The sequence below is a fragment of the Shewanella sp. genome, from assembly GCF_051658185.1.
In the GTDB taxonomy this organism is placed as follows: Bacteria; Pseudomonadota; Gammaproteobacteria; order Enterobacterales; family Shewanellaceae; genus Shewanella.
On the sequence record NZ_JBOFMC010000298.1, the window covers coordinates 1 to 24199 of the forward strand.

The 24199-nt window shown below is 47.6% G+C and carries 26 protein-coding genes; 17 read left to right on the forward strand and 9 right to left on the reverse strand.

Going from position 1 to position 24199, the window contains the following annotated elements:
* From tsaB to rnd, 7 genes are all read left to right on the forward strand, one after another.
* Window positions 1-421, forward strand: a 421-nt coding sequence (gene tsaB / locus ACRCZA_RS11330; protein WP_438674542.1) for a tRNA (adenosine(37)-N6)-threonylcarbamoyltransferase complex dimerization subunit type 1 TsaB, incomplete at its 5' end; no start/stop codon positions are given.
* A 195-nt stretch (window positions 422-616) separates the two neighbouring features.
* The gene (locus ACRCZA_RS11335; protein WP_438674543.1) at window positions 617-934 is read left to right on the forward strand and encodes a hypothetical protein; all 318 of its coding nucleotides are present in this window, start codon (window positions 617-619) and stop codon (window positions 932-934) included.
* Window positions 927-1724 carry a M50 family metallopeptidase gene (locus ACRCZA_RS11340; protein WP_438674544.1) on the forward strand — a complete coding sequence of 266 codons (798 nt, stop codon included), beginning with the start codon at window positions 927-929 and terminating at the stop codon, window positions 1722-1724. The genes ACRCZA_RS11335 and ACRCZA_RS11340 overlap by 8 nt, the downstream gene beginning before the upstream one ends.
* Window positions 1725-1879: 155 nt before the next feature.
* Window positions 1880-2692 carry a class I SAM-dependent methyltransferase gene (locus tag ACRCZA_RS11345; protein ID WP_438674545.1) on the forward strand — a complete coding sequence of 271 codons (813 nt, stop codon included), beginning with the start codon at window positions 1880-1882 and terminating at the stop codon, window positions 2690-2692.
* Between the two features lie 21 nt (window positions 2693-2713).
* On the forward strand, window positions 2714-3580 hold the full coding sequence (locus tag ACRCZA_RS11350; RefSeq protein WP_438674546.1) for an alpha/beta hydrolase: 867 nt from the start codon (window positions 2714-2716) through the stop codon (window positions 3578-3580).
* Window positions 3581-3776: 196 nt separating this feature from the next.
* A complete protein-coding gene (fadD, locus tag ACRCZA_RS11355; protein ID WP_438674547.1) occupies window positions 3777-5450 on the forward strand; it encodes a long-chain-fatty-acid--CoA ligase FadD in 1674 nt (557 codons plus the stop codon).
* A 72-nt stretch (window positions 5451-5522) separates the two neighbouring features.
* A complete protein-coding gene (rnd, locus tag ACRCZA_RS11360; RefSeq protein WP_438674548.1) occupies window positions 5523-6632 on the forward strand; it encodes a ribonuclease D in 1110 nt (369 codons plus the stop codon).
* A gap of 235 nt (window positions 6633-6867) precedes the next feature.
* Here the strand turns inward: rnd and minE are convergent, their stop codons facing one another.
* From minE to minC, 3 genes are read right to left on the reverse strand one after another with little or no spacing between them, the layout of a single operon-like run.
* The gene (gene minE / locus ACRCZA_RS11365; protein WP_438674549.1) at window positions 6868-7125 is read right to left on the reverse strand and encodes a cell division topological specificity factor MinE; all 258 of its coding nucleotides are present in this window, start codon (window positions 7123-7125) and stop codon (window positions 6868-6870) included.
* 2 nt (window positions 7126-7127) lie between these two features.
* A complete protein-coding gene (minD, locus tag ACRCZA_RS11370; protein WP_438674550.1) occupies window positions 7128-7937 on the reverse strand; it encodes a septum site-determining protein MinD in 810 nt (269 codons plus the stop codon).
* A 27-nt stretch (window positions 7938-7964) separates the two neighbouring features.
* The gene (gene minC, locus ACRCZA_RS11375; RefSeq protein WP_438674551.1) at window positions 7965-8630 is read right to left on the reverse strand and encodes a septum site-determining protein MinC; all 666 of its coding nucleotides are present in this window, start codon (window positions 8628-8630) and stop codon (window positions 7965-7967) included.
* Between the two features lie 123 nt (window positions 8631-8753).
* Here minC and ACRCZA_RS11380 point away from each other — a divergent pair, with 123 nt between their 5' ends.
* The gene (locus tag ACRCZA_RS11380; RefSeq protein WP_438674552.1) at window positions 8754-9032 is read left to right on the forward strand and encodes a YcgL domain-containing protein; all 279 of its coding nucleotides are present in this window, start codon (window positions 8754-8756) and stop codon (window positions 9030-9032) included.
* Window positions 9033-9234: 202 nt separating this feature from the next.
* Window positions 9235-9675, forward strand: coding sequence for a YcgN family cysteine cluster protein (locus tag ACRCZA_RS11385; RefSeq protein ID WP_438674553.1), 441 nt, complete (start codon window positions 9235-9237; stop codon window positions 9673-9675).
* A gap of 223 nt (window positions 9676-9898) precedes the next feature.
* On the opposite strand, the gene ACRCZA_RS11390 is transcribed toward ACRCZA_RS11385, so the two are convergent.
* Entirely contained in the window at window positions 9899-10393 is a 495-nt protein-coding gene (locus ACRCZA_RS11390) for a peptidylprolyl isomerase (RefSeq protein ID WP_438674554.1), read from the reverse strand.
* A gap of 23 nt (window positions 10394-10416) precedes the next feature.
* Window positions 10417-11829 carry a DEAD/DEAH box helicase gene (locus ACRCZA_RS11395; RefSeq protein WP_438674555.1) on the reverse strand — a complete coding sequence of 471 codons (1413 nt, stop codon included), beginning with the start codon at window positions 11827-11829 and terminating at the stop codon, window positions 10417-10419.
* 369 nt (window positions 11830-12198) lie between these two features.
* Between ACRCZA_RS11395 and ACRCZA_RS11400 the strand changes: the two genes are divergently transcribed.
* Window positions 12199-13977 (forward strand): DUF885 domain-containing protein, encoded by a 1779-nt coding sequence (locus ACRCZA_RS11400; protein ID WP_438674556.1) that lies wholly within the window; start codon window positions 12199-12201, stop codon window positions 13975-13977.
* 296 nt (window positions 13978-14273) lie between these two features.
* Here the strand turns inward: ACRCZA_RS11400 and ACRCZA_RS11405 are convergent, their stop codons facing one another.
* Window positions 14274-14594 (reverse strand): hypothetical protein, encoded by a 321-nt coding sequence (locus tag ACRCZA_RS11405; RefSeq protein WP_438674557.1) that lies wholly within the window; start codon window positions 14592-14594, stop codon window positions 14274-14276.
* 231 nt (window positions 14595-14825) lie between these two features.
* Between ACRCZA_RS11405 and ACRCZA_RS11410 the strand changes: the two genes are divergently transcribed.
* The 3 genes from ACRCZA_RS11410 to ACRCZA_RS11420 all read left to right on the forward strand — a co-directional run bounded on the left by ACRCZA_RS11410 (window position 14826) and on the right by ACRCZA_RS11420 (window position 17797).
* Window positions 14826-15320, forward strand: a complete 495-nt coding sequence (locus ACRCZA_RS11410; RefSeq protein ID WP_438674558.1) for a putative 4-hydroxy-4-methyl-2-oxoglutarate aldolase — start codon at window positions 14826-14828, stop codon at window positions 15318-15320.
* Between the two features lie 39 nt (window positions 15321-15359).
* Complete coding sequence (locus ACRCZA_RS11415; RefSeq protein WP_438674559.1) at window positions 15360-17216, forward strand: AsmA family protein; 1857 nt, start codon at window positions 15360-15362, stop codon at window positions 17214-17216.
* A gap of 167 nt (window positions 17217-17383) precedes the next feature.
* Entirely contained in the window at window positions 17384-17797 is a 414-nt protein-coding gene (locus tag ACRCZA_RS11420) for a BsuPI-related putative proteinase inhibitor (RefSeq protein WP_438674560.1), read from the forward strand.
* 208 nt (window positions 17798-18005) lie between these two features.
* On the opposite strand, the gene ACRCZA_RS11425 is transcribed toward ACRCZA_RS11420, so the two are convergent.
* Window positions 18006-19550 (reverse strand): LysM peptidoglycan-binding domain-containing protein, encoded by a 1545-nt coding sequence (locus tag ACRCZA_RS11425; RefSeq protein WP_438674561.1) that lies wholly within the window; start codon window positions 19548-19550, stop codon window positions 18006-18008.
* A 249-nt stretch (window positions 19551-19799) separates the two neighbouring features.
* Complete coding sequence (gloB, locus tag ACRCZA_RS11430) at window positions 19800-20603, reverse strand: hydroxyacylglutathione hydrolase (RefSeq protein ID WP_438674562.1); 804 nt, start codon at window positions 20601-20603, stop codon at window positions 19800-19802.
* A gap of 248 nt (window positions 20604-20851) precedes the next feature.
* Between gloB and ACRCZA_RS11435 the strand changes: the two genes are divergently transcribed.
* A complete protein-coding gene (locus ACRCZA_RS11435; RefSeq protein ID WP_438674563.1) occupies window positions 20852-21580 on the forward strand; it encodes a methyltransferase domain-containing protein in 729 nt (242 codons plus the stop codon).
* A gap of 29 nt (window positions 21581-21609) precedes the next feature.
* Window positions 21610-22500 (forward strand): LysR substrate-binding domain-containing protein, encoded by an 891-nt coding sequence (locus ACRCZA_RS11440; protein ID WP_438674564.1) that lies wholly within the window; start codon window positions 21610-21612, stop codon window positions 22498-22500.
* A 34-nt stretch (window positions 22501-22534) separates the two neighbouring features.
* Here ACRCZA_RS11440 and rnhA read toward each other — a convergent pair whose 3' ends face one another.
* On the reverse strand, window positions 22535-23005 hold the full coding sequence (gene rnhA / locus ACRCZA_RS11445) for a ribonuclease HI (RefSeq protein WP_438674565.1): 471 nt from the start codon (window positions 23003-23005) through the stop codon (window positions 22535-22537).
* Window positions 23006-23075: 70 nt separating this feature from the next.
* Between rnhA and dnaQ the strand changes: the two genes are divergently transcribed.
* Both dnaQ and ACRCZA_RS11455 read left to right on the forward strand, forming a co-directional pair.
* A complete protein-coding gene (gene dnaQ / locus ACRCZA_RS11450) occupies window positions 23076-23804 on the forward strand; it encodes a DNA polymerase III subunit epsilon (RefSeq protein ID WP_438674566.1) in 729 nt (242 codons plus the stop codon).
* A gap of 6 nt (window positions 23805-23810) precedes the next feature.
* Window positions 23811-24199, forward strand: a 389-nt coding sequence (locus ACRCZA_RS11455; RefSeq protein ID WP_438674567.1) for a hypothetical protein, incomplete at its 3' end; no start/stop codon positions are given.

Below are 24199 nucleotides of genomic sequence, written 5' to 3' on the forward strand. Positions count from 1 at the left end.
TGGGATTTCGACTCTCGCGGCCATGGCGCAAATGGCGATAACAGTCCACCGGGCTGAACAGATCGTCTGTGCCATTGATGCCCGCATGGGTGAAGTGTATTGGGGCCAATTTGTTGCACGCCATGGCGTGGCGACGTTAGTGGGCGTTGAGGTGGTGAGTGCGCCTTCAGCATTGCTCCTCGCGTTAGATCCAAATAAGCCCATTGTAGGCTGCGGTACAGGTTTTGATGCTTACCCCGAGTTATTGACGCTTGGTCAAGGCATTGTCACACTGGATGACGTAAAATACCCTGATGCGCGTTATATGCTCACGTTGGCTGAACTAGGCCTTAAAGCCGGGCAGGCGACCGCGGTTGATGCCCTCGAACCTGTGTATTTGCGTGATACCGTAACCTGGAAAAAACTGCCTGGGCGCGAATAGGCCGCAGGGAGAGGTTGCGATGGCGATTAACGCGTTGGTACGGTCAAGCATAAACTGACCGCGATACAAAGGGGCTGTTCTCTTGACGTGTCATGCGCAGATGGAGTAAACCTAACACTTACCGTCTACGCACTGACAGTGAAAGTCACATTCAAGCGATCCTTCAACGCTATTCATTGATATGCAGGCAACTTGATGCAGATTAATCTCAACCACAGGACATTAACTCACTCGGTCGCCAGTAATAAGCCGAGTGTTGCACCGGGGCTGCAAGTCCCGCCATTGTCGCATCCTGTGATTGAGCCTGCGGCGCTCGATGAAAATGTTCAGCCAAGTGTTACCACGGTTGCCAAACGCACACCACAAGCACTGCTTGCACAGTTGCCACCTCAAATAGAATATGAGCAAGAGGCCCACAGTAAGCGCGGGGCGATTGCACAGTATCTCCAAACGCAATACGCGGCTAAGCGTGAAGAAATTCAGCAAATGGTTGGCATCGATATCTATGCCTGATCATCAATCTGGCGATCCTAAGGGCGTGCTTTCTCATCACCCCTCCGATTTACCTCGGGGCAGCTCAGGCTCCCGGTCTTACCTGGGTAATGAGAGGGGAGCCGTGGGTATTCCTCGGCGCCGGGTATTTGTGCTTGAGTTGGTGCTAGCCTTATTACTCACTAGGATCCCCTATATCAGTTTGCCGTTTAAATGGCTTGAGAGCTATTTTCATGAGTTATCCCATGCGTTAGCGACGCTACTGACCAATGGCATTGTCAGCCATATTCAGCTCTTTCCTAACGGGGCTGGCTTTTGTTTTAGTCAAGGAGGCTTACCGTTAGTGATTGGCTTTGCAGGGTATTTTGGCGCTGCTTGTTGGGGTTATCTGATCTATTTATTGGCCACTTGGCCAAAAGGGATCCGGCTCAGTTTTGCCTCACTGGGGGCTTTAGTGAGTGTAACTGCGCTGCTTTGGGGCCGGGATATGTTAACCTTAGCCATCTTAGTGGTGCTCGCTATTTTATTTTTATTACCGTTAAAGTTGAGTCAAAATAAGGGGTTGACCCAAGGTCTGCGTATTATTGGCCTGATGATCATGCTTAATGCACTCGAAAGCCCAACGGCATTATTTGGGCTTGATGGACAAGGGGATGCGGTGTTGTTAGCCCAGTATTCTTGGGTCCCGCCATGGATTTGGGTTGGTCTCTGGTTATTAACGAGCGGCTTAGCGTTATGGTTGACCTGGCGACGTGTGGTTAATGCTTCGGTCAATGTTTCGCTTAAGGCCACGATCAATGCAAGGCACTAAGGGGCCATCGATAGGTTTTTAACGTTTTCCCAGTGGGATAGGGGCTATCGACAAATCACAGCATGTTGTCAGAGTGTGACAAAAAATTTGCCAATTCCTTGGATTTTTAAGCGCTGGCTGTTAGGTTAAGCCATCTATATCTAAGGAGAACAATAATGAAAAGAGTCACATTAGCTATTTCAATACTCGCCATTAGCCTCGGCTCAGCAGGCGTTTATGCGGATGAGGCGTTAGATAAGGCCATTAATAGCGATTTTCGCCAAAGCAAAAATAGCAGCCGTGATGTCTATCGTCACCCTGCGCAAACCTTAACTTTTTTTGGCATTGCTCCTACGCAAACGGTAATTGAATTGTGGCCCGGTAACGGCTGGTATGCCGAGATCCTTGGGCCTTATCTAGCTGAGCAAGGCCAGTATATTGCCGCGAGTTTTGAAACTGCGCCCACAATGCAGACCCGTGCAGTTCAGTACCGGGCAAAAGTGGGCAGCCAATTTGCAAGTTGGATGACGGCCAATAAAGCGCAGTTAGGCAATGCAAAGATCCTGACTTTTGATCCCCCATATAAGATGGAACTTGGCGCAGCGGGTAGTGCCGATTTGGTGCTAACGTTCCGTAACTTACATAATTGGGCCATGGCGGATCAACTGGAAAATGTGTTTGCGGCTTCCTATCAAGTCCTCAAAGACGGCGGGGTATTTGGGGTCGTGGAGCACAGAGCGAATAAAGGCATGAGTTTGAGTAGCGGTTACATGGAGCAAGATGCGGTGATCGCCTTAGCTCAAAAGGCTGGATTTACCTTAGCGCAAACCTCAGAAATTAATGCTAATCCTAAGGATACTAAAGATTATCCTAAAGGAGTGTGGACCCTGCCACCGTCCTTAGCCTTGGGCGATACTGATAAAGAAAAGTACCAAGCGATAGGGGAAAGTGATCGGATGACCTTAAAATTTATCAAAAAATCACGTTAATCACCTGACAACAGAGGCAATATGTGGCAATCTTTCGCCCCCAAAAATGAGATAGAGTTTGTATTACCGCATATCAAACTGACGGGCTGTTTATGGGGGGCGAAGGACAAGCCGCTAATCTTGGCATTACATGGCTGGTTAGATAACGCCAACAGCTTTCAGCCGCTGGCAGAATACCTAAGCGAGTATCAAGTATTGGCCATTGATTGGCCGGGGCACGGTTTTTCCCAGCATCGGCCTGGACATTATCCGCTGCATTGGATTGATTATCTCTATGATTTGGATGCCTTACTTGGGGTTTTATCACAAAAACCCGTGGCATTGATCGGCCATTCCCTCGGCGGCATCGTTGCCGCGGCTTATACCGCGGCGTTTCCAGAAAATGTGAATAAACTCATATTGATAGAAGCATTGAGTCCATTGTTTGAAGCGCCAGATCAGGCTAAGGCCAGATTGCGCAAAAGTTTTTATCAGCATGAAAAATATTTAGCCCAAAAGCATAAGCCGATAAAAATCTACGACAATATCGACTGCGCGGTGAAGGCGAGGGCCCATTTGACTGGCCTAGCCGAACCTTGGTGTCAATTGTTGCTTGAGCGCAACATGCAGCCTTTTGGGAGCGGCATAGTATGGCGAACCGATCCACGTTTGAAATTGGACTCGCCGCAACGTTTGAGCTTTGCGCAAGTTGATGCCTTGATGCAGGATATTGCAGTGAATACCTTACTCATTTGTGGCAAACAGGGTTTTAGCCAATTGCAAAGTGCCTTACCCAAGGCGCGCAATTGGTTCCAGAGATTGTCAGAACATATTATTGATGGCGATCACCATGTACATATGGGCAATGCCAAGACGGTAGCAAAGTTGGTTGATGCATTTATGTCATGATGGGGTGTGTGGATGTAAAAAGACACTAGGTTTTTTGTGTTTTTTATGTGATGATGATCAAATTTAAACGCTCGTATGATTTTGACGAGCTAATCAATAACAATAAATGTAAGTCGGTATTTTAATTCGGTATTTACCGAATGTTGACGGTGATAAGTGTGCCGTTTCCGCAGTTGTGGGGATTTAGGAGAAAGTTGTGGACCAACCATGGATTAATCATTTGCCAAAAGATGTGCCTGCTGAAATCAATGCGGATCAGTATTCATCCCTTGTCGATATGTTCGAGACCGCGGTGGCCAAATATGCGGATCAACCAGCGTTCATCAACATGGGCGCCATGCTTACCTACCGTAAATTAGAAGAGCGTAGCCGAGCATTTGCGGCCTATTTGCAAAATGAATTAAAGCTTGAAAAGGGCGATCGTGTCGCCTTGATGATGCCCAATTTATTGCAGTATCCCATTGCACTCTTTGGTATTTTGCGTGCAGGGATGGTCGTGGTTAACGTCAATCCTCTTTATACCCCCCGAGAGTTGAAGCATCAGCTCGTTGACTCCGGTGCCAAAGCGATCGTCGTGGTCTCAAATTTTGCGCGCACGCTAGAAGAAGTGGTTGATCAAACGCCTGTTGAAAGCGTGATTATCACTGGACTTGGGGATCTACTGAGCGCCCCAAAACGCACCTTAGTTAACTTTGTGGTTAAATATATAAAAAAACTGGTGCCTAAATACAATTTGCCCCATGCACTGTCGATACGCGATACCTTGTCGCGCGGGCGGCGCATGCAATATGTCAAACCGATGATAGACAAGGATGATTTAGCCTTTTTGCAATATACCGGTGGGACGACAGGGGTCTCAAAAGGGGCCATGCTTACCCATCGCAATGTGGTGGCAAACGTGCTGCAGGCCAATGGCGCTTATTCGCCAGCCTTAAATGATGGTACTGAAATGGTGGTAACTGCGCTGCCGCTTTACCATATTTTTGCCTTAACAGTGAATTGTTTACTGTTTTTGCATAAGGGTAGCCAAAACTTGCTGATCACAAATCCTCGGGATATTCCCGCGTTTATTGCGGAGCTTAAAAGTTATCCATTTACTGCGTTAACTGGGGTAAATACCTTGTTTAATGCGTTGGTCAATAGTGAAGACTTTGCTCAGTTGGACTTTAGTCGCTTAAAATTGTCCATTGGTGGTGGTATGGCCGTGCAAAAAGCGGTGGCTGACAAATGGCAACGGATCACCAAAACTCGTTTACTTGAGGGCTATGGTTTAACGGAAGCCTCGCCCTTATTAACCTGCTGCCCTTATAATTTGGCCGGCTACAATGGCTCGATTGGTTTCCCCGCGCCTTCAACTCAGATCCAAGTGCGTGATGATGAGGGTAAGGTGTTGGCCCAAGGTGAAACGGGTGAATTGTTCGGTAAAGGCCCGCAGGTGATGAAAGGTTATTGGCAGCGGCCAGAGGAGACTGCCAAAGTCATTGATAAAGACGGCTGGCTCGCCACCGGTGACATTGGTTATATGGATGAAAAGGGATTCTTTTATCTTGTTGATCGTAAAAAAGACATGATTTTAGTGTCTGGTTTTAATGTTTTCCCCAATGAAGTCGAAGAGGTCGTTGCGCTTCATCCTAAGGTGATTGAGGTCGCCGCGGTGGGCGTGCCAAATGATGCCAGCGGTGAATTAGTGAAGGTGTTTGTGGTCACTAAAGATAAAAGCTTAACCGCTGAGGACATCATTAAGCATTGCCGTATTCATTTAACGGGATATAAAGTACCAAAGCTGGTAGAATTTAGGGATGAGTTACCTAAAACCAACGTGGGTAAGATCTTACGACGAGAGCTTAGAGACGAAGTCAAGCGCGCGTAGGATTAAAGCCGGCAAATGTGCCGGCTTTTGTTTTTATCGCCTGTGATTGCCCCCACCGGCCTGGAGAATATTTTGTCAGTGTTTCAGTATGTGAGTGATGAGGCGAGCCTTAATGCCCTCGTTGCTCAATATCAACAAAGTAAGCTACTCGTGTTAGATACCGAGTTTGTCCGTACCCGTACTTACTACGCAAAGTTAGGTTTAATTCAAGCCTATGATGGTAAGACCTTGGCCTTGATTGATCCTGTGGCAATAGCCGATCTGTCGCAGTTCTGGGCCTTGTTGGCGGATCCCACTATCGTCAAACTTGTTCATTCTTGTAGTGAAGATTTAGAAGTATTTGCCCATTATGGCCAGTGCCAGCCGTTGCCACTGTTTGATAGCCAAATCGCTGCCGCGCTATGCGGCATGGGCCATGGTTTGGGTTATGCTAAGCTGGTTGAAACCTGCCTTGATGAAGTGATTGATAAGGGTGAATCCCGCACAGATTGGATGCACCGCCCATTAACCCAAGCGCAGCTGACCTATGCAGCCAATGACGTGCTATACCTGCATCAACTCTATCCACAGCTGCAAGCTAAGCTGCACGCCGAGGGGCGGTTAGCTTGGTTATACGAGGAGGGAGAGCGGATGACCGAGGGACGGTTAGCGCCTCCCGATCTGGATACTGCCTATTTAAAAGTTAAAAATGCCTTTCAATTGAATGAGCGCCAATTGGCCTATCTGAAGGTGTTGGCCAAGTGGCGTATGGAAAAGGCGCTGGCGCGCGATCTTGCTCTCGGCTTTGTGATAAAAGATCATGGCTTAATTGCGCTTGCTAAAAAACAACCGAAAACCATAGGCGAGTTAATTAAACTCAACGATTTGACAGAGCAAGAGAAGCGCATTCACGCCAAAGACATCCTGCGGATCATGCAAACCGCGGATCTGGTCAATTTACCTGAATTAGTGGATGTATTAGCCTTAAAACCGGGTTATAAATCAGCATTTAAGACGGTGAAGACCTGCTTGACCGAACTGTGTGAACACCACGGTGTGCCACAGGAGATGTTGGCGTCCAAACGGCATATTCACGAATATCTGCAATGGCGTTGGAATGAGCAACGGGGCAGTTTACCGACAGTGTTATGCGGTTGGCGTGCTGAGCTAGCCGCCCAAGCCCTTGAGCAACTCGTGCTGTAGCGCGCAGTGTTGGTCCAGCATGCTGGTACTGCGCATGTTAATCACGCTTTAGCTGCTTAAGTGTTTTAGTTAAGAGGTGTTTAGGTTTTTAGTTAAGAGATACCTAGGTGATGAGCGCGCGGTTTGCGGGAGTGGAATAACTGCGCGCGATTCGAGTGAGCGCAGTGGTTCTCGGGCCGATTATCTATCATCCAAGTAAGGCCATCCGTTAAGGAGAATGGCCTTACTGGCACGTTTAGCGGTCAGGCAGAGTGACGTTCAGCTCAAGTACCGACAGATTATCGTCGTTTTGATCTAATTGCACTGACACTTGGTCATCTGAAATCTGCACATATTTACGGATCACGGCAATAATTTCTTGTTTCATCTGCGGGAAATAGTCAGGAGTATCCCGCTGGCCCCGTTGATGGGCCACAATAATTTGTAAACGCTCTTTTGCCATTACCGCTGTGCTAGGCTTTTTTCTGCTTTTGAAGTAGTCGAGTAAAGACATAATTAGCTACCAAATATTCGTTGTAAGAAACCTTTCTTCTCTTCTGTAATAAAGCGTACAGGGACATCTTCCCCTAATAAACGCGCGACGGTGTCACTATAAGCCAGGCCTGCATCACTCTCTTGATCAATAATCACTGGCACGCCAGAGTTAGAGGCCTTGAGCACGGATTGTGATTCTGGGATCACCCCTAATAACTCAATGGCGAGGATTTCTTTAACATCATCGACACTGAGCATTTCCCCTGATTTGACGCGGCTTGGGGAATAACGCGTGAGCAGTAAGAACTCCTTGATGGGCTCTAAATTGAGCTCTGCGCGGCGAGATTTACTTTGGAGGATCCCAAGGATACGGTCCGAATCGCGTACTGAACTCACTTCAGGATTCGTCGTAACGATGGCGATATCGGCAAAATACAGGGCCATCATGGCACCTTGTTCGATCCCCGCTGGAGAATCACAGATAATAAATTCAAATTCTTTGGCTAAATCATCAAGGACGCGGCCGACACCCTCTTTTGTGAGTGCATCTTTATCGCGGGTTTGGGATGCGGGTAACACAAATAGTTTTTCGCAGCGTTTGTCCTTGATCAGGGCTTGATTGAGGTTGGCTTCGCCATTGATCACATTAACAAAGTCATATACCACACGGCGCTCGCAGCCCATGATTAAATCTAAGTTTCGTAAACCGATATCAAAATCGATCACGACAGTCTTGTGGCCTTGCATGGCAAGTCCAGTGGCAATAGCAGCACTCGATGTGGTTTTTCCCACACCGCCTTTACCTGAAGTGACAACAATAATTTGTGCCATATTTCTCTCTATCCTTTTTTCTGCCATTTAGAGGGGCAATGATTCGACCATCAGCGACTCGCCTTCTAGGCGAATGCAGCCGCTTTTATCTGAACTATGTTGTTGTAAATTTTCAGCGAGCCAATACCGTCCAGCAATTGAAACCAACTCGGCCTCAAGGGCATGAGCGATGATCACGGCGGTAGGATCGCCCGATGCGCCCGCCATGGCTTTGCCTCTTAATGCGCCATAGATGTGAATGCTACCATCTGCAATCACTTCCGCGCCATTACCTACTGCGCCAAAAATGATTAAATCGCCATTTTTTGCATAGACCTGCTGGCCTGAGCGAATATTTTGCCGAAGGATTTTTGTTTGGCGCGGGGGAGGGGGCGCCTGAGTCGTGTGTTTGCCCGCCTTTACGATGGCGAGTCCGAGCTCTTTTGCCTGATGGCTTAGCACGCTGGTGGCACCGGTGATCCCTACAATAACCAGCTGGCGAGAGAGCAATAACTCTTTTAATAAGCCTAAATTGAAATGGTTATCTTGTATGGCACTGAGATTGACGACCAAAGGCGCGCCCAGAAAAAATTGGGGGGCTTGCGCCAGTTTGCTATCTAGTTCGGCCATGACAGCATGTAAGTCACTACTATTAATATGAAGTACTGAAAGCGTAAAAGAAGCGCCTTTTAACTCCAGGCTAGGTTTTAACATCCCGGCACTCTTCTCCAGAAATCATCAGTCGGTTCGCTGATTTTGCAATTAAATTACTAGGTGACCATGTTATAGTGTGCCCCATTGACTGGCAAGTTTGAACTATTGGATATTTATACTCTTATGCTATGTGCTGTTTATAAAAGTGCTCGAAAGCCCGATACCTATTTATTTGTGAAGAAAAGAGATTGTTTTGATGATGTCCCTAACGCGTTGCTGGACATGTTTGGTGTGCCGCAGTTAGTGATGGTGTTTCCTCTCATTAAACGTGAGACATTAGGCATGGCCGATATTGCTAAGGTCAGAGCTGCGTTGGCTGAGCAGGGGTATTACTTACAAATTCCACCGCCACAGATCAATTTATTGAGCGAGCATAAACAAAGTCTTGGGATTAAAGATTAAGCGCTTTAGCCCTGTCTGGGACCGTTGTGCTGAGTGTCTGTGCCGGAGTCGGCTTTAAGGACAGGCTCAATCTCACTGATTAAGATGAGGTGGATTTTGCGATCTCGATTGGGCATTTACGGCCAAGGCTGTTAGTCTCGCCGAACAATTAGGGTACAATGGCCCATATTGTAGGGTTTTTATTGGGAATAAATGGGCGAATATGGCGTTTTGGCAGAGTAAGACACTAGCACAAATGACATCAGCAGAGTGGGAATCCCTCTGTGATGGTTGCGGCAAATGCTGTTTAAATAAATTGATCGACGATGAAACCGAAGAGCTGTATTACACCAATGCGGCTTGCTTGTTGCTCGATCATCACAGCGCAAGTTGCCAGTCTTACAGTGACCGTTTTACCCATGTGCCACAATGCACCGTCATCACCGTTGATAATATCAATGAACTGACATGGTTACCTGATAGCTGCGCTTATCGCCGTTTGGCGACGGGGCGGACATTACCGAGTTGGCACCCTTTACTGACAGGCTCGAAGGCGGCGATGCATCTGGCGGGCATGTCTGTTCAAGACAAGGTTATCGATGAGCGCAGAGTGAAGGATATTGAAGATCATATCGTGTTATGGCCGCTCAAGGATATGGATTGAACCATGAGACAAATCGTCCCGGCAGCTGTCATCGCTACTGGGATGGTTTTAAAAGGATTGTTTTATAAGAATTGTTTTACGAAGCGTGTTTTACGCGGAGTGTTTCGTGGAATGGAATGACGTATCGGCAGGAGCGCTTACGCGTTCAGTCCAGAGCATTGAGATCCGCTTCAGCACTTAATTGATATCAAGTGCTGAAATCCTGTGGTGCACTTGGTTGCCGTTAAGCAATAATGGTGACTTTTTCGATGATAATTGGCTCACGGGGCACATCTTCATGGCCAGCAACCGTGGTCGTTTTTACCCCTTCAATTCGCTGCACCACATCAAGTCCGGCAACCACTTTGCCAAATACGGCATAGCCCCAGCCGTTATTGGTCGGCGCGCTATGGTCTAAAAAGTCGTTATTTGCCGTATTGATAAAAAATTGCGCGGTCGCAGAATGTGGTGCATCGGTGCGCGCCATGGCAATCGTGCCTAAGGTATTGGATAGCCCTTTATTGGCTTCGTTAACGATAGGATCATGAGTGGGCTTTTCGCGCATTTTGGCGGTAAAGCCACCCCCTTGGATCATAAAGCCTTTAATCACTCGGTGAAAAATGGTGTGTTCATAAAAGCCTTCTTGGCAATAACGCATAAAGTTTTTTGCCGTGACGGGCGCGCGTTCAAAATCAAGTTCGATGCTAATATCACCGACGTTCGTACTCAAAATAATCATAATATTCGCTTCTGTAGTGGCAATTAGTGAGATTTGGGCCCAGCTAACCAAGGGTTAAACGGTTGGCCGGTTTCGCCTTGCGCCGGCGGGCTTGTCGGCTTTGAGCGCCGAACCGGCTTATCGGTGGCTTTTGGCGCTGCAGTTAAAGCGGGCTTGGATTTGGCGCTGCGATGTTGTTTAGCTTTGGCGGCTTCAAAGGTGCCCTCTTTTGTGCGAGCAAACGGCGCTTGCACATTGGCTTTGGGCGTGTTCGCCTTGGGCGGTTTATTTTTAGGCACAAAATCGAGGATTGAAATTGGCACAGGCTTTTTGGGTTCAAAGCCGGGGAAGGCTTTACGCGCGATGATATGGCCAAGGCGGCGCTCAATAGCACAGAGATTTTTAAAATCATCCTTTGACACTAAAGATAGCGCTTCACCTTGTTCTCCCGCGCGACCGGTGCGACCAATTCGATGAATATAATCATCTGCTTCGTCTGGCAAATCATAGTTCACTACACGGGTGAGGGCATCGATATCAATGCCGCGCGAGGCGACACCGGTTGCGACTAAAAATGGCAGTTTACCGGATTTAAATTCAGCTAACAGCTGCTCACGCACCGCTTGGCTCCGACCGCTGTGGAAGGCTTCGGCTTTAATGTCTCGTTTTTCAAGTTGACTGACCAATTTGGCGGCGCCGTGTTTGGTCTGGATAAAAATTAAGGCTTGATCCCAGGCTTGCTCTTTGATGAGGTAACTTAATAATGCCGATTTTTTATCTTTATCTACCGTTGTGAGCCACTGCTCGATTTGCGGTGCTGCAAGATCTTTAGAAATTTCAATCTCAATGGGATGGTTAACGGCTGTTTTTGCTAATGCGCGCACTTGCTTTGATAGTGTGGCTGAAAACAGCAGATTTTGTCTTTCATGGGGTAATTTCTCGATGATCTTATTGATCTCATCGATAAATCCCATATCGAGCATTCTATCGGCTTCATCCAAGATCAGCACTGAGACTTCATCGAAATGAATGGCCCTTTGGGTATACATGTCGAGTAATCGGCCTGGCGTCGCCACCAAAATATCAACGCCTTCAATTAACCGTTTTTTTTGGGGTGTCGCATCGACACCGCCGTACATTGCCATGGCGCTAAGCGGCAGATATTTAGCGTATTGAGTAATATTTTGCTCAACCTGCAGCGCCAACTCGCGGGTTGGCGTCAGGATGATGGCTCGTACGCGTTTGGGGCGAATTTTGGGGCAGTTGGCGAATCGTTCTAATAGTGGCAGGACAAAGCTGGCGGTTTTACCCGTGCCCGTTTGGGCGGCGCCGAGGACATTTTGGCCACTGAGGATCACTGGGATCGCTTTAGCTTGAATTGGTGTTGGGTTAACGTAACCAAGTTCAGTAATGGCTTTGACAATGGGGTCGCTTAATCCGAGTTTGGAAAATGGCATGAGATGTCTCAAATCAATCAGTTATGGGCAAACTGTTAAGTTCGTCTTAACAGCGAAGCAGGCCGATATTATAGCAGGCAGTCGTGCAGAAATGGCGAATATCAGCCGATTTAGCTGAAATCAATTTGGCAAATTGCTTTTATGCGCCAATACAATAATGACAGATCCTTTTATATGTCAGTTAGGCGTGAGTTTTGGTGCAAATTTGTAACCACTCATGTATTTAATGACTGCGCAGCTGTAATTATTCAGTCAATGTGATTAACTTATCCGCATTTTAATGGCTTGAGTGCGGTGTGCTCAATCGCTGTTTCACAGGTTCGATATTTGGCTCGCGTGTCAGTAGCAACATAAAAAGGACGAAATAAAATGAAGAAAACCTCGATTTCCCTTGCGATAGTGTTATCCCTCGTAGCCGTTGCTGGCTGCCAGTCCCAGTCCAGTTCCACAGACTTACCAGTGGCAACCACAGTGCCAACGACAACCTTTGCTCAATTTAGTGATAACTTTATTGATGCGCTGTGGACGTTATCACCCACTTGGGCTCTCTATAGTGGTAAGCATGTTAATGATGGTTATCTTGAGATCCCCGATGACGCCAGTCGTGATAAAACCCTCGCCTTTGTTAAAGCTCAACAGGCTGCCTTAGGTAAGTTTGAGCCTAAGTCACTTAGTGCTAATGAGTTGATTGATTACCATTTGATTCATAATTTATTGGCGAGCATGGCTTTTGAAATCACCACCTTTAAAAGCTGGCAGTGGGATCCTTCTAGCTATAATGTGGCAGGCGGTTTTGCCCAGATCATCAATGAAAATTTTGCCCCTCTAGATGACAGATTACGTTCGGTATTGGCGCGGATGGAAAATATTCCTGCATATTATGCGGCCGCGCAGGCCAATATTCATGATCCCACCCTGGAACATACCGAACTTGCCCTCATGCAAAATCAAGGAGCGTTTGCGGTATTTTCCGACGATTTATTAAAACAAGTGGCCAATTCAGGCTTAACTGAGCAAGAAAAGGCATTATTTAAGACGCGTTTTGATGCGGCGATCGTTGCTATCAATGGCCATATTAGTTGGTTAACCAAACAAGTCTCCCAGCTTAAAAAGGAAGGCGCGCGGAGTTTTAGAATTGGCGAAACATTATACGAACAAAAATTTGCCTTTGACATTCAAGCCGGCATGACCGCAAAACAACTCTATGAAAAAGCCTTGGCGGATAAGGCAAGAGTGCAAGCGGAAATGACCGTGTTAACCGAAAAGCTTTGGCCAAAATATTTTACCACTGCCAAACCTGCAGATAATAAAATTGCCATCCGCCAGTTAATTGATAAATTATCCGCTAAGCATGTTAAACGCGATGTATTTGTAAATGAAGTGCGTAAGCAAATCCCCGAATTGGTTGACTTTGTTAACCAAAAAGCGCTATTGACACTCGATCCTAAAAAGCCATTAGTCGTGCGCGAAACGCCGGAATACATGCGTGGCTTTGCAGGGGCTTCTATTAGTGCTCCTGGCCCGTATGAAAAATTAGGCAATACCTATTATAATGTGACCCCACTTGATGGTATGAGTGATGAGTCTGCTGAAAGTTATTTGCGTGAATATAATCATTGGATTTTACAGATCCTCAATATTCATGAAGCGATCCCCGGCCATTATACCCAATTGGTGTATTCTAATGAGTCGCCAAGCCTGATTAAAAGTTTATTTGGTAATGGCGCCATGGTGGAAGGCTGGGCGGTATACACCGAACGTATGATGCTCGAAGAAGGTTATGGTAACTTTGAGCCTGAAATGTGGCTAATGTACTATAAATGGAACCTGAGGGTAATATGTAACACCATTTTAGATTACAGCATTCATGTGAAAGGAATGACTGAACAAGAAGCACTGGCCTTGATGATGGATGAAGCCTTTCAGCAGCAAGCCGAAGCCGAGAGCAAGTGGCGCCGCGCAACCTTAAGCCAAGTGCAACTCACCAGTTATTACGCCGGTTATCGTGAGATTTATGATTTCCGAGAAGAGTATAAAAAGGCAAACGGTCAGAACTTTGATCTTAAAACTTTCCACGAAGACTTTTTAAGTTATGGCAGTGCACCGGTGAAATATATTCGGCAATTGATGCAACAGAAGGCGAAATAACATTGGCGACGTAATATAAACGATGACGCCAATATCATGACCGAGTTTTAAGGTTGTAGATATTGGCGTCATGTTATTGATGGTCACTGGCGACAACATGAAAAGGTTGCTAAAACGGCATGAATAATAGCTTTACGCTTTAACATCGTCATATGAAGAATCGCCATCACAGCTGGCATCTTTAATGGCGGGTTATTTTAAAAGCTCTAGTGTGACTCAAACCGTTTTATTCAAGAGGCTGTTATAGGACGCGAGATCGTTAAGAAAAACTCGTTATTCACGCGTCAGATATAACATTATTTTTTGCTGGTAGATTGCGCCATTTGGTTTAACACATCCTCATAGGAAATGTTAAACTCTCTCGAAATGTTGATAATTTTTGTCTTGAAGGTTTGAATATTTTCTTGCTGCGCCAATTGCTGCTTTTTCTCTTCAACGAGTTCATTAACCGTTTCTTGTAAGATCAATAATCGCCGCAGGCTATAGTCAAGGGACTTAATATATTTTCCCATCTGTTGTTTGTTACGCGCCTGCTCCAGATCCGTTGAAACTTTTTTTTGATATCCATATTCATCAAGAGCGGCGATGGCACTCTGTAAATCAAGATCAGTAGTCATGTAATTTTCGCTTTATAACAAAAGGTGTAGGAATGTCGTGGATGTATCACTCAGGTGAAGACCTAAGCGGTTATCTTAGGTCGTTTACTATCGCAGATTATAGTGTGAATGCCAATATTCACCAAGGCTTTAGATTGGTAAAGGAAATAAAAAAAATCATGTCATGGGTTTTGACTTGTTGCCGTCTACAATAATGAGTAGTCTAAAGTTTTCACCACTTAGGAGCCACAAATGCTTGATCTATTGCCTGATTTATTTGATCACTACCCGACTAAGCTCACCTTAGTTCCCTTGGCATTGAACAGCTATGGCGCGAAGTCAGTATTTTGGGGGGAGGCGGTGACGGTTAAGTGTTTTGAAGATAACTCTAAGGTTAAAGAACTGCTGGCAACCGATGGTCGAGGTAAAGTGCTCGTGGTGGATGGCGGCGCTTCTTCTCGGCGGGCATTAATGGGGGATTTAATTGCCAAGAGTGCCCTCGACAACGGTTGGCAAGGGGTCATTATTAATGGCTATGTGCGTGATGTGGGTACCATGGCGACCTTTGCCCTAGGAGTATGCGCGCTAGGTGCTGTGCCTATCAAGACTGAAAGACTCAATCAAGGGCAGATAAATGTGCCGATTGACATGGGCGGCGTGACGGTGGTGCCTGGCATGATGGTGTATGCTGATAAAAATGGGGTCGCTGTCAGTGATGCGCCGCTGGATCTGGCCATAGTCGATTAAGCCTCACATTCGCAGGTAACCCTTGACGGAGGATATGTTATGAAACTGCTTAAGTGGTTATTGGCGAGCGTGGTCAGCTTAGTCGTGGCTGTCACCTTGTATCTGACGGTATTTTTTGACCCTAATACGCTTAAAGCGGAGATCATCAACGGAGTAAAACAGCAAACGGGCCGTGATTTGGTGATCAGCAATCAACTGTCATGGACCTTTTTGCCAGTGTTAGGGATCCAGCTCAATGGGGTGACGTTGTCTAACCCGGCAGGGCTGACGCCTCAACCTATGCTGGATATCAAGGTGGCGATGCTTGAGGTCGCCTTACGGCCGCTGCTGAGCCAGAAAATTGAGGTGGTGCGTTTGAGCCTAGACGGCGTGGTGATGCATTTGGTCACGGGCAAGGATGGGCGCAGCAGTTTTGATGGGCTGATAGCACAAGATGTCAAAGCCAAAACCAAAGCAACGGGGAATGCTAATGGTATAACAGCGTCAGCGGCGGAACCTAAGGAAGGGGTAAAGGGCCCCGAGCTTGCTAGAATTGATATTCAAGATATTTCAATAACAAACGTGCAAATCCATCGGCAGGATGCGCTTTTAGGCCAATCGCAGACCTTGGCCTTGGAGCGTTTTACTTTACATGGATTTTCGCTTGGGACGTTTGCTTCCTTTACTTTTAAAGGTCAATATCTTACGTCTGATATGAATCTGCGAAGTGTTGGCGCAGGTGAGCTTAACGTGAGCCGGGATCTGGCGTTAGTCGTGGTGGATAACTTGACGATGACGACGGCAGTGGCAGCGGACATTCTCCAAGCTAACCCACTCACGAGCGTCATTAAGTTAACGAGCCAAATCGCTTTAGATAAAAAGCAGTTAAGCGCAGAGATCAGTCAACTGAGCGTTGGGGATCTTCAGGCTGCAGGCACCTTGACGCTCAATTATGCCCCGCCAGTACCAAAGTTTACTGTGGTCATGCAAACCGATGAGCTGCTTTTAGATAAGCTGCTGCCAAGTGCGGCGTCAGCAGAGGAAGGGGCGAGCACGGAGTTATCCGGCCCTGCGCCAAAAGAGCCGGATCTCAGTGGGTTAGCGCGCTTTGATTTGCAGTTGACCTTGGCAGCGACCGCCGTTAAGTACGCTAAGTTGGCGATGCAAAATCTGCAGTTGCAGCTCAATGTTGAGCATGGCGTGCTAGACATATCATCACTGACGGCGGATCTCTATCAAGGTAGGCTGCTGGCTAAGGCACGAGTCGATGGACGCCGCTCCCCGGCAACCTATCAATTTGATAAGCAAATAACTGATGTGCAGCTGCATCCCTTACTGAAGGATGCCGCCGATGTGGATGGGTTGGCTGGCACGGCGACCTTCCATCTTAAAGGGAGTGGCAGCAGTTTAGTGATGCAACACGTAAAGCCACATTTAGTGGCCAATGGGCAACTGGAGATCCGTGACGGAGTACTCTATGGGGTCGATCTGGCACACATGCTGCGCCAAGCTTATGCCACAGTGACAGGAGCCGCGCCAGCGCCCAAGGGACAAGCTAAAACAGACTTTTCTCGGCTTAGCGGCACCTTCTTCCTCGATAATGGCATATTGACCAACCCGGACTTAGTGGTCGTGTCGCCTTTGATACAGCTTACGGGTAAGGGTACAGCTAACATATTGAATGATAAGTTGGATTATAAATTGGCCGCCAGCCTAATAAATGTCCTTAACAATCAAAGTGCTGCTCAGCCCAAGCCTGCAGGGGTGACCATTCCGTTGATGATCACAGGCACCTTACAACATCCTGAGTATAAACTGGATACTAAAGCGTTATTCAATCAGCAGTTACAGCAAGAAACGAACAAAGTTAAGGACAAACTTAAGGATTCATTATTGAAAAAACTAGGTGGTTTTTGATGGGGATGGATATTTTATTATGGGGCAGGCGCCTTGCTAAAAGTGTGATGTGGGCACTTGTCTTGCCCTTGTGTTTGACGCGCGCCGTCTCGGCCGAGCAGCCTTTTTCCATTATCAGCGCTCAGCAGGATCATAGGCCAGATATCAATGTCGTAGGAGGCAATGCCATGGCTGCAATTGACAATTCGGAGCTGTTGCAAGGCACATTGACCTTGGCTGCAGGAGATGGTGTGGTGAGTGCGCGCGTTCCCTTAAGTGTTACTTTGACTGTCAACAATCCCCATGCTTACCCCGTGGCTTTGCAATATGATTCTGGTATGACGGCCGATCTGTGGTTGATGACCCTTCAAGGGCAACGGCTCTGGGCCTGGTCTAATGAAATGCGCTTTACCCAAGCGTTACGTCAAAGCCGCCTTGGCCCGGGGCAATCACTGACGGTAACATTCGTTATCCCATTAAAGGCGCTGGCGGCGATTCCGGCAACTGGGGCAAGATTAGAGGCGCGTTTTATGGCAAGAAGTTTAGCGGATAATCGTGTGGCGCTGCAGCCGGTGGTGTTGCCGTTAACGGTGCAACCTTAAATGACGCATTAATAAGAGAACCTCCGTTAAGTGTCCATAACAATAATAGCGCCCTAGGGCGCTATTATTGTTTCAGTCGTTTCTCTTGTTTCAGTGGCTCGGCGCTTAACGGTTAGCGCGTCACGTTGAATACAGGCTTTGCAGCCCGTTTACGTTGTGGCGCTAAGCTCTCCTCGGCATGGCACTTAAGCGTTGGCGAACATTGCGTTTAAGCGTTTAATTTGCTGTCATCCACAACTAACTTAAGTATCTGTCCAGGTTGAATAAGTTGTGAGGATTTGAGGCTATTCCATTCCAACAATTCCGCCACAGAGACGTTAAACTTACCGGCGATCCGTGCAAGGGTGTCGCCAGATTTGACCTTATAGCTGACGGTACGGCCAGCGGGTGGCGAGGCCGGGGCTTGCGGCGCTAATACCGCCAGTTTTTGCCCTAATGTTAATTTGGCATGGCTGTCTAAGCGATTCCAAGCCTGTAATTGTTTAACGCTGACCTTATAGCGCTGCGCAATTTCCCACAGGGTATCACCGGGTTGGACTTGATGGGTCAGCTTACTGCTCGCCGTTGACTTCGCTTTTTTCGGTAAGCTTTGGGCAGTGGATTGTGCATAGAGCTGTTTATCATCGGCCGAGACCGGAATGACTAAATGCTTACCCGCTACAATCGTATTATTTTTCATGCCATTTGCGGCACGGATCGCCGCGACACTGGTATGGTGTTCTTGTGCAATCTTACCTATGCTGTCACCCGGTTTAATGGTGTAGCGTAGCCAACTCACGCGAATATCATTTTCAGTTTCTGCGAGTGCTTTCTTAAATTCTTCCGATTTATCGATCGGTAATACTAAGGTGTGCGGCCCTAATGGTGAGGTTGCCTTGTGCTTATAGCTTGGGTTTAACTCTTGCAGCTCACGGGTTGTCATATTCGCTAGCGATGCGGCCATAGACAGATCTATTTGATTGCTGATATCCACGACTTCGATGGAAGGACTATTATCAATTGGCGCCAAGGAGATGCCATATTCATCGGCATTTTTAATCACTTCGGCCAGCGCGAGCAAACGTGGGACATAGCGCTCAGTTTCTTTAGGCAGATCCAGTGACCAAAAATCGGTATCGAGTCCCTTCTTTTCGTTGCGTTTAATCGCGTTCAGAACGCGCGATTCACCGGTATTATAGGCCGCAAGCGCGTATAACCAATTGTTATTGGTTTTTTCATAGAGATATTCGAGTAAGTCTAACGCCGCGATGGTCGAGGCGGGCACATCCCGGCGACCGTCATACCAGCGGTTCATTTCGAGGCCAAAATACTTGGCTGTCCGAGGGGTCATTTGCCAAAGACCCGAGGCCGCATTGGGAGACGTCGCAGAAGGATCGAAGGCACTTTCAATAATGGGCAGGAGTGCAATTTCGATCGGCAGATGGCGCTTTTCAAGCTCTTCGACGATCAAATACATGTAAGGGGTGGCGCGCTCTGAAATAATTTCCAGATGCTTAGGATTCTTAATGTACCAATCACGGTACTGATTGACCAGTTTTTGATCCGGCACGGGCAGTTGCATGCCTTGACGGATCCTTTCCCAAATATCGGTAATTTCGGCAGATTCAGGCTCAGCGGCCAGATAAAATGGCGGCGCAGATTGTTCGATGGCAACGGGTTGCGCATTGGCCTCTGGCAGCTCATGTTGGTCGAAGGTCTGACAGCCTGCGAGTAGGGCAAATCCACCTACGGCAATATAAAGCGATACTCTCATGAAAAACGGTAATCCTCTGTTAGTGCATAGCCATGGTACGACTTAACACAATAGTGTTTTGTAACCTTTTGATTAATAAAGGTTACTGGCGATGCAGTGCGCAAAGTTTTCACGCAAAAACGCGCCATTTTAGGGGATCTTTTCCGTCTTGTCCGTTAAATATCGCACATAATCTAGCTTCATCCTGGAGTTAGCTGCGGTACAGGTGAAAAAACGTCATAAATTTCAGACTGAAAGAGTGATGTTTTACTAAAAAATATTTTTCCACTGTCGGAGCAGGGTAAAACAGGTGAGTTCATCTAAATGCTGAGTGTCTTGCATGTTAAAATGTTGTTTGATGCTGTTAACTATCTCTGATTTATCCGTCCGTAAAAAGGGATTGATAGTGAGCTCCAATGCGATGGTTGAGGGAATGCTCGCTCGTCCTTGCTCACGCAGGGCGGCCACTTGTTTGGCATAGGCGTGCAGGGCGCAATTGTCGGGGTCGACCCTCAGGGCAAATTGCAGATTCGCCAGGGTATATTCGTGAGCGCAGTACACTTTCGTGTGATTTGGGAGCGTGGCCAAGCGACTCAGGGCTTGGTGCATTTGGGCAGGTGAGCCTTCAAATACCCGGCCGCACCCAGCACTAAAGAGGGTATCGCCGCAAAATACGTTATCTTCTATCACATAGGCGATATGGCCGGCAGTGTGCCCCGGTAGGCTAAGAAGCTGTACGGGATGCGGTAGGTAGGGCAATAAACAATGCGCCGTTGTTGTGGGATCAAGGGGGACATTGAGCCCGACAATGGATTCATTATGTGGTCCATAGACCTTAAGTGGAGCCGCGCCTGTTTGCTTTGCATATTCCACTAAGGCTGGGACGCCGCCGGTATGGTCGGCGTGGTGATGGGTGAGTAAAATCCCTGCCAGTGTAAGGCCGTGGAGCTCAAGATAATCGGTCACCACGCTGGCATCACCAGGGTCGACAACATACACATAGGGCACAGCGTCTTGTTGTAATACCCAGATATAATTGTCATTAAAGGCTGGTATCGCTGTTATAGTAAGCATGCTGCTGCCTGTGGCTGTATTTTATTGAGAAGATAGGGTTATTATCCATCAGTCGATTCCGTTTGGCGATCTTTACTCTTTGGGTGTATGGGTCTTGGACGTCGCCGCTGGATGCTTATCTCAGGCCATTTGATGTGAATATTTTTTTCGTTTAATTGGTTTTGAGATGAATATATTTGATAGCACAGCGGCCAGAGCAGGCATATGGGTGACGATTGGCGAGTAAAACCGCAATAAGGGAGGTTTGAGTGTCGTATTTCTGTACTGAGCAAAAACCTCAGCAATGGGAGGATTTGCCCAATGGTGAGGCATTGCAGCAGGCGGTTGCCGAGCAGTTAGCGCCTTGGTGGCCGCGGGTGTTTGGTTATCATTTACTCAAGCTTGGCCCGCTTAGTGCGGCGCTGTCCAGCATGGCGTCTCCGGTTGCGCATCATTTTTCCCTTGCGAGCCATCAAGAAGCGTCGATGATTGGCGAACTGGCGAATTTGCCATTGCAAAATGGCGTGATTGACGCCGTGGTGATGAGTTTACTATTAGAGTTTGAGCCTGATCCTTACCGCATTCTGCGTGAAACCGACAGAATACTGATCGCTGGTGGCTATTTGTTTATCGTGGGATTTAATCCGTTGAGCCCCGCCTTTTTAGGTAAATTATGGCCTAAATATCAAGAACGCTTGCCTTGGAATGGGCGCTTTTTTATGCCATCTCGGGTGCGCGATTGGCTTGGGCTGTTGGGATATCAAGTGGTCAGTGACGAGCGTTTGGTGTACCACCCTTTGATGGGCGAGCTTAGCGATGGCCGGATTCTTCAACAAACATTAGCCTCTTGGCTACCCAGTGCCGGTAGCTTATACCTTATTGTCGCACGTAAATTAGAATCGCCGCTGACCCCCATTCGCGATAAACGTAAAGTGTTGCAACCCCAGTGGACCACCGCGCCGAGTGCCGGCCGTTCAGGGCATTCTTCTGGGCATTGAACTTAAGTAAAAGGATACCATAACCCAATATGCGAATTACCTTAAGACAACTTGCCGTATTTGAAGCGGTTGCGCGCAGTGGCCAAGTCGCTAAAGCGGCAGAGCAAGTCAACCTGTCGCCGCCAGCCACCTCGATGGCATTAGCCGAATTAGAAAAACAACTCGATGCCCGCTTGTTTGAGCGCATAGGCAATCGCTTACTCCTTAATTCTCAAGGCAATTTGTTGTTACCCCTCGCCACCGATGTGTTACATCGGGTCGAGCAAATCGAGCAGGCTTTTACTGGTCAAGACGGCTTGCTCGCCGGGCAGTTAAGTGTGAGTGCCAGTTCTACTATCGGCAATTATTTATTAGCGCGGGCGGCGGTGGCTTTTTGTCAGCAACATCCGCAAACCCATGTCGATGTGGCGATTACTAATACCCAAGAGGTGATCCAGTCGGTTGCTCAATTTCGGACTGAAATGGGTTTTATCGAGGGATATTGTACCGATAATCGTTTAAATATAGAGGCTTGGCATAAGGATCGTTTGTTGGTGTTTTGCCATCCTGAGCATCCTTTAGCGGGGAAAACCGTGCAACCTGCTGCGGTAAAGGGCCAACCTTGGGTACTGCGTGAGGAAGGTTCAGGCACCAGAGAGTATTTTATCAATGCGGCCAATGAATTGGATATGCAGCCAGAGGCAAAATTCTGCTTTACGACCTCGGATGCGATCAAACTGGCGGTGAAGGAAGGCGCCGGCCTTGGAGTATTATCCGCTCTGGCCCTCGAGAAGGATATCGCCTATAAAGAATTGGCGCTGATCACCATCGAAGGCTTAGTGCTAGAGCGGCAATTTTACCGTATTACCCATAAGAGTCGCCAGCCAACAGGATTAGGGCAGGCGTTTGTGCAATTTTGTCGTCACTTTTTACTCCGCTAGCGGGCTAAATGCTGTGTCGCTGCCCGCCTAGAGTCTAGGGTTGGTAACCTGTATCGATTTGTGTTGGCTTGGCTTCGGCAGCGCTGCGAGCCAGTACATCGCAGCGTTCATTTTGGGCATGGCCTGCGTGCCCCTTGACCCAGTGCCAATCAATCTGATGAATTTGCGAGGCACTATCCAAACGTTTCCATAGGTCGACATTTTTAACCGGCGTACGGTTTGCGGTGATCCAGCCCTTTTTTTTCCAACCATGGATCCAGGTCATGATCCCTTGACGCATATACTGGCTATCGCTGGTCAATACCACTTTGCAAGGTTCTTTGAGGCTTTCAAGGGCGATGATAGGTGCCAATAATTCCATGCGGTTATTGGTTGTGAGTGCAAAACCGTCGGACAGCTCCTTTGTATGCCCCTTATAATTCATTACAATGCCATAGCCCCCGGGGCCAGGATTGCCGAGGCAAGAGCCATCGGTAAAAATGTGGATCAGTTTTAGTTCAGTCATCGAGTTGTTACCATAGCCGTGAATTTCGGCCGAGTATAACTAAAAATCGTCATAAGAAGCCCATAAAAGTATGAATATTATCTCAAACGCCAGCCGCCAGATCATTCTGGACACCGAAACCACCGGTATGAACCAAGGCAGTGGTGCCGTTTATTTAGGCCACCGAATTATCGAGATAGGTTGTGTGGAGGTGGTCAACCGCCGTTTAACAGGGCGTTATTTCCATCAATATATCAATCCTGGGCAAGCAATCGATCCGGAAGCGATTGCAGTGCATGGTATTACTGATGAGAGGGTCGCAAATGAGCCGCGCTTCCATCAAGTTGCTGATAAATTTATTGAATTTATCCATGGCGCTGAAATTGTTGCCCATAACGCAAGCTTCGACGTTAGCTTTATGGATCATGAGTTTGCACTCTTGCCGGTTAAAGGGCCAAAAACCGCCGAGATCTGTGACATCTTAGACACCTTAGAGATCGCCAAGTTTTTACATCCAGGGCAAAAAAATAACCTTGATGCCCTGTGTAAACGTTATGGTATTGATAACTCCCGGCGCCAGTATCACGGCGCATTACTCGATGCCGAGATCCTTGCCGACGTTTATTTAACCATGACCGGCGGGCAAACTAAGTTTAATTTAACCAATGAGGAGGCTGGGCAAGAGGCGGGCGGGATCCAACGTTTTGCACCTCATTCACTTAATCTTAAAGTGATCAGCGCATCGGCCGATGAAATAGTACAGCATGAACAACGGCTTGATTTAGTCGCAAAATCAGGGAAATGCCTCTGGAGAGGATAATAGTCTGTGATGAAGATACCGCGCCATACCAATCTATATCGTCTGGGCTTAGGGCTTGTGCCAAGGCGGCCGCGGGCGACGCGTTTACTGTCTATCGCGACATTGGCCTTGAGTTATGCGTTTGGGAGTACTTGGGCATTGGCGGCAAGCGCGCCCGAGAGTTTGGCGCAAGGACATTCCAGCCAAGCGGCACAAACTCAGGTTCAAACAGCCATTCAGGCCCAAACACAAACGCTGTCTCAAACACAAGATCTGACTCAAACAGCCACTCAGGCTCAAACACAAAAACAGGCTCCACAACGGCAACCTGTCCCTGTTAATGCCTCTGCCACTGCTAAGAGTATCCCGTTCGATACAGCCGCAGAGCTTAAAAATCGGTTTCGGATCGATCATCT

Bases quoted from the DNA above. Each gene is read 5' to 3' on its own strand.
- ACRCZA_RS11425 (WP_438674561.1), bottom strand. From the start codon at position 19,550: ATGAGAGTATCGCTTTATATTGCCGTAGGTGGATTTGCCCTACTCGCA.
- ACRCZA_RS11340 (WP_438674544.1), top strand. From the start codon at position 927: ATGCCTGATCATCAATCTGGCGATCCTAAGGGCGTGCTTTCTCATCAC.
- minD (WP_438674550.1), bottom strand. From the start codon at position 7,937: ATGGCACAAATTATTGTTGTCACTTCAGGTAAAGGCGGTGTGGGAAAA.
- rnhA (WP_438674565.1), bottom strand. From the start codon at position 23,005: ATGACTGAACTAAAACTGATCCACATTTTTACCGATGGCTCTTGCCTC.
- ACRCZA_RS11345 (WP_438674545.1), top strand. From the start codon at position 1,880: ATGAAAAGAGTCACATTAGCTATTTCAATACTCGCCATTAGCCTCGGC.
- ACRCZA_RS11380 (WP_438674552.1), top strand. From the start codon at position 8,754: ATGCTATGTGCTGTTTATAAAAGTGCTCGAAAGCCCGATACCTATTTA.
- ACRCZA_RS11395 (WP_438674555.1), bottom strand. From the start codon at position 11,829: ATGCCATTTTCCAAACTCGGATTAAGCGACCCCATTGTCAAAGCCATT.
- ACRCZA_RS11350 (WP_438674546.1), top strand. From the start codon at position 2,714: ATGTGGCAATCTTTCGCCCCCAAAAATGAGATAGAGTTTGTATTACCG.
- minC (WP_438674551.1), bottom strand. From the start codon at position 8,630: ATGTTAAAACCTAGCCTGGAGTTAAAAGGCGCTTCTTTTACGCTTTCA.
- ACRCZA_RS11335 (WP_438674543.1), top strand. From the start codon at position 617: ATGCAGATTAATCTCAACCACAGGACATTAACTCACTCGGTCGCCAGT.
- ACRCZA_RS11405 (WP_438674557.1), bottom strand. From the start codon at position 14,594: ATGACTACTGATCTTGATTTACAGAGTGCCATCGCCGCTCTTGATGAA.
- ACRCZA_RS11420 (WP_438674560.1), top strand. From the start codon at position 17,384: ATGGCTGCAATTGACAATTCGGAGCTGTTGCAAGGCACATTGACCTTG.
- ACRCZA_RS11410 (WP_438674558.1), top strand. From the start codon at position 14,826: ATGCTTGATCTATTGCCTGATTTATTTGATCACTACCCGACTAAGCTC.
- ACRCZA_RS11385 (WP_438674553.1), top strand. From the start codon at position 9,235: ATGGCGTTTTGGCAGAGTAAGACACTAGCACAAATGACATCAGCAGAG.
- ACRCZA_RS11440 (WP_438674564.1), top strand. From the start codon at position 21,610: ATGCGAATTACCTTAAGACAACTTGCCGTATTTGAAGCGGTTGCGCGC.
- minE (WP_438674549.1), bottom strand. From the start codon at position 7,125: ATGTCTTTACTCGACTACTTCAAAAGCAGAAAAAAGCCTAGCACAGCG.
- ACRCZA_RS11415 (WP_438674559.1), top strand. From the start codon at position 15,360: ATGAAACTGCTTAAGTGGTTATTGGCGAGCGTGGTCAGCTTAGTCGTG.
- dnaQ (WP_438674566.1), top strand. From the start codon at position 23,076: ATGAATATTATCTCAAACGCCAGCCGCCAGATCATTCTGGACACCGAA.
- ACRCZA_RS11400 (WP_438674556.1), top strand. From the start codon at position 12,199: ATGAAGAAAACCTCGATTTCCCTTGCGATAGTGTTATCCCTCGTAGCC.
- gloB (WP_438674562.1), bottom strand. From the start codon at position 20,603: ATGCTTACTATAACAGCGATACCAGCCTTTAATGACAATTATATCTGG.
- ACRCZA_RS11390 (WP_438674554.1), bottom strand. From the start codon at position 10,393: ATGATTATTTTGAGTACGAACGTCGGTGATATTAGCATCGAACTTGAT.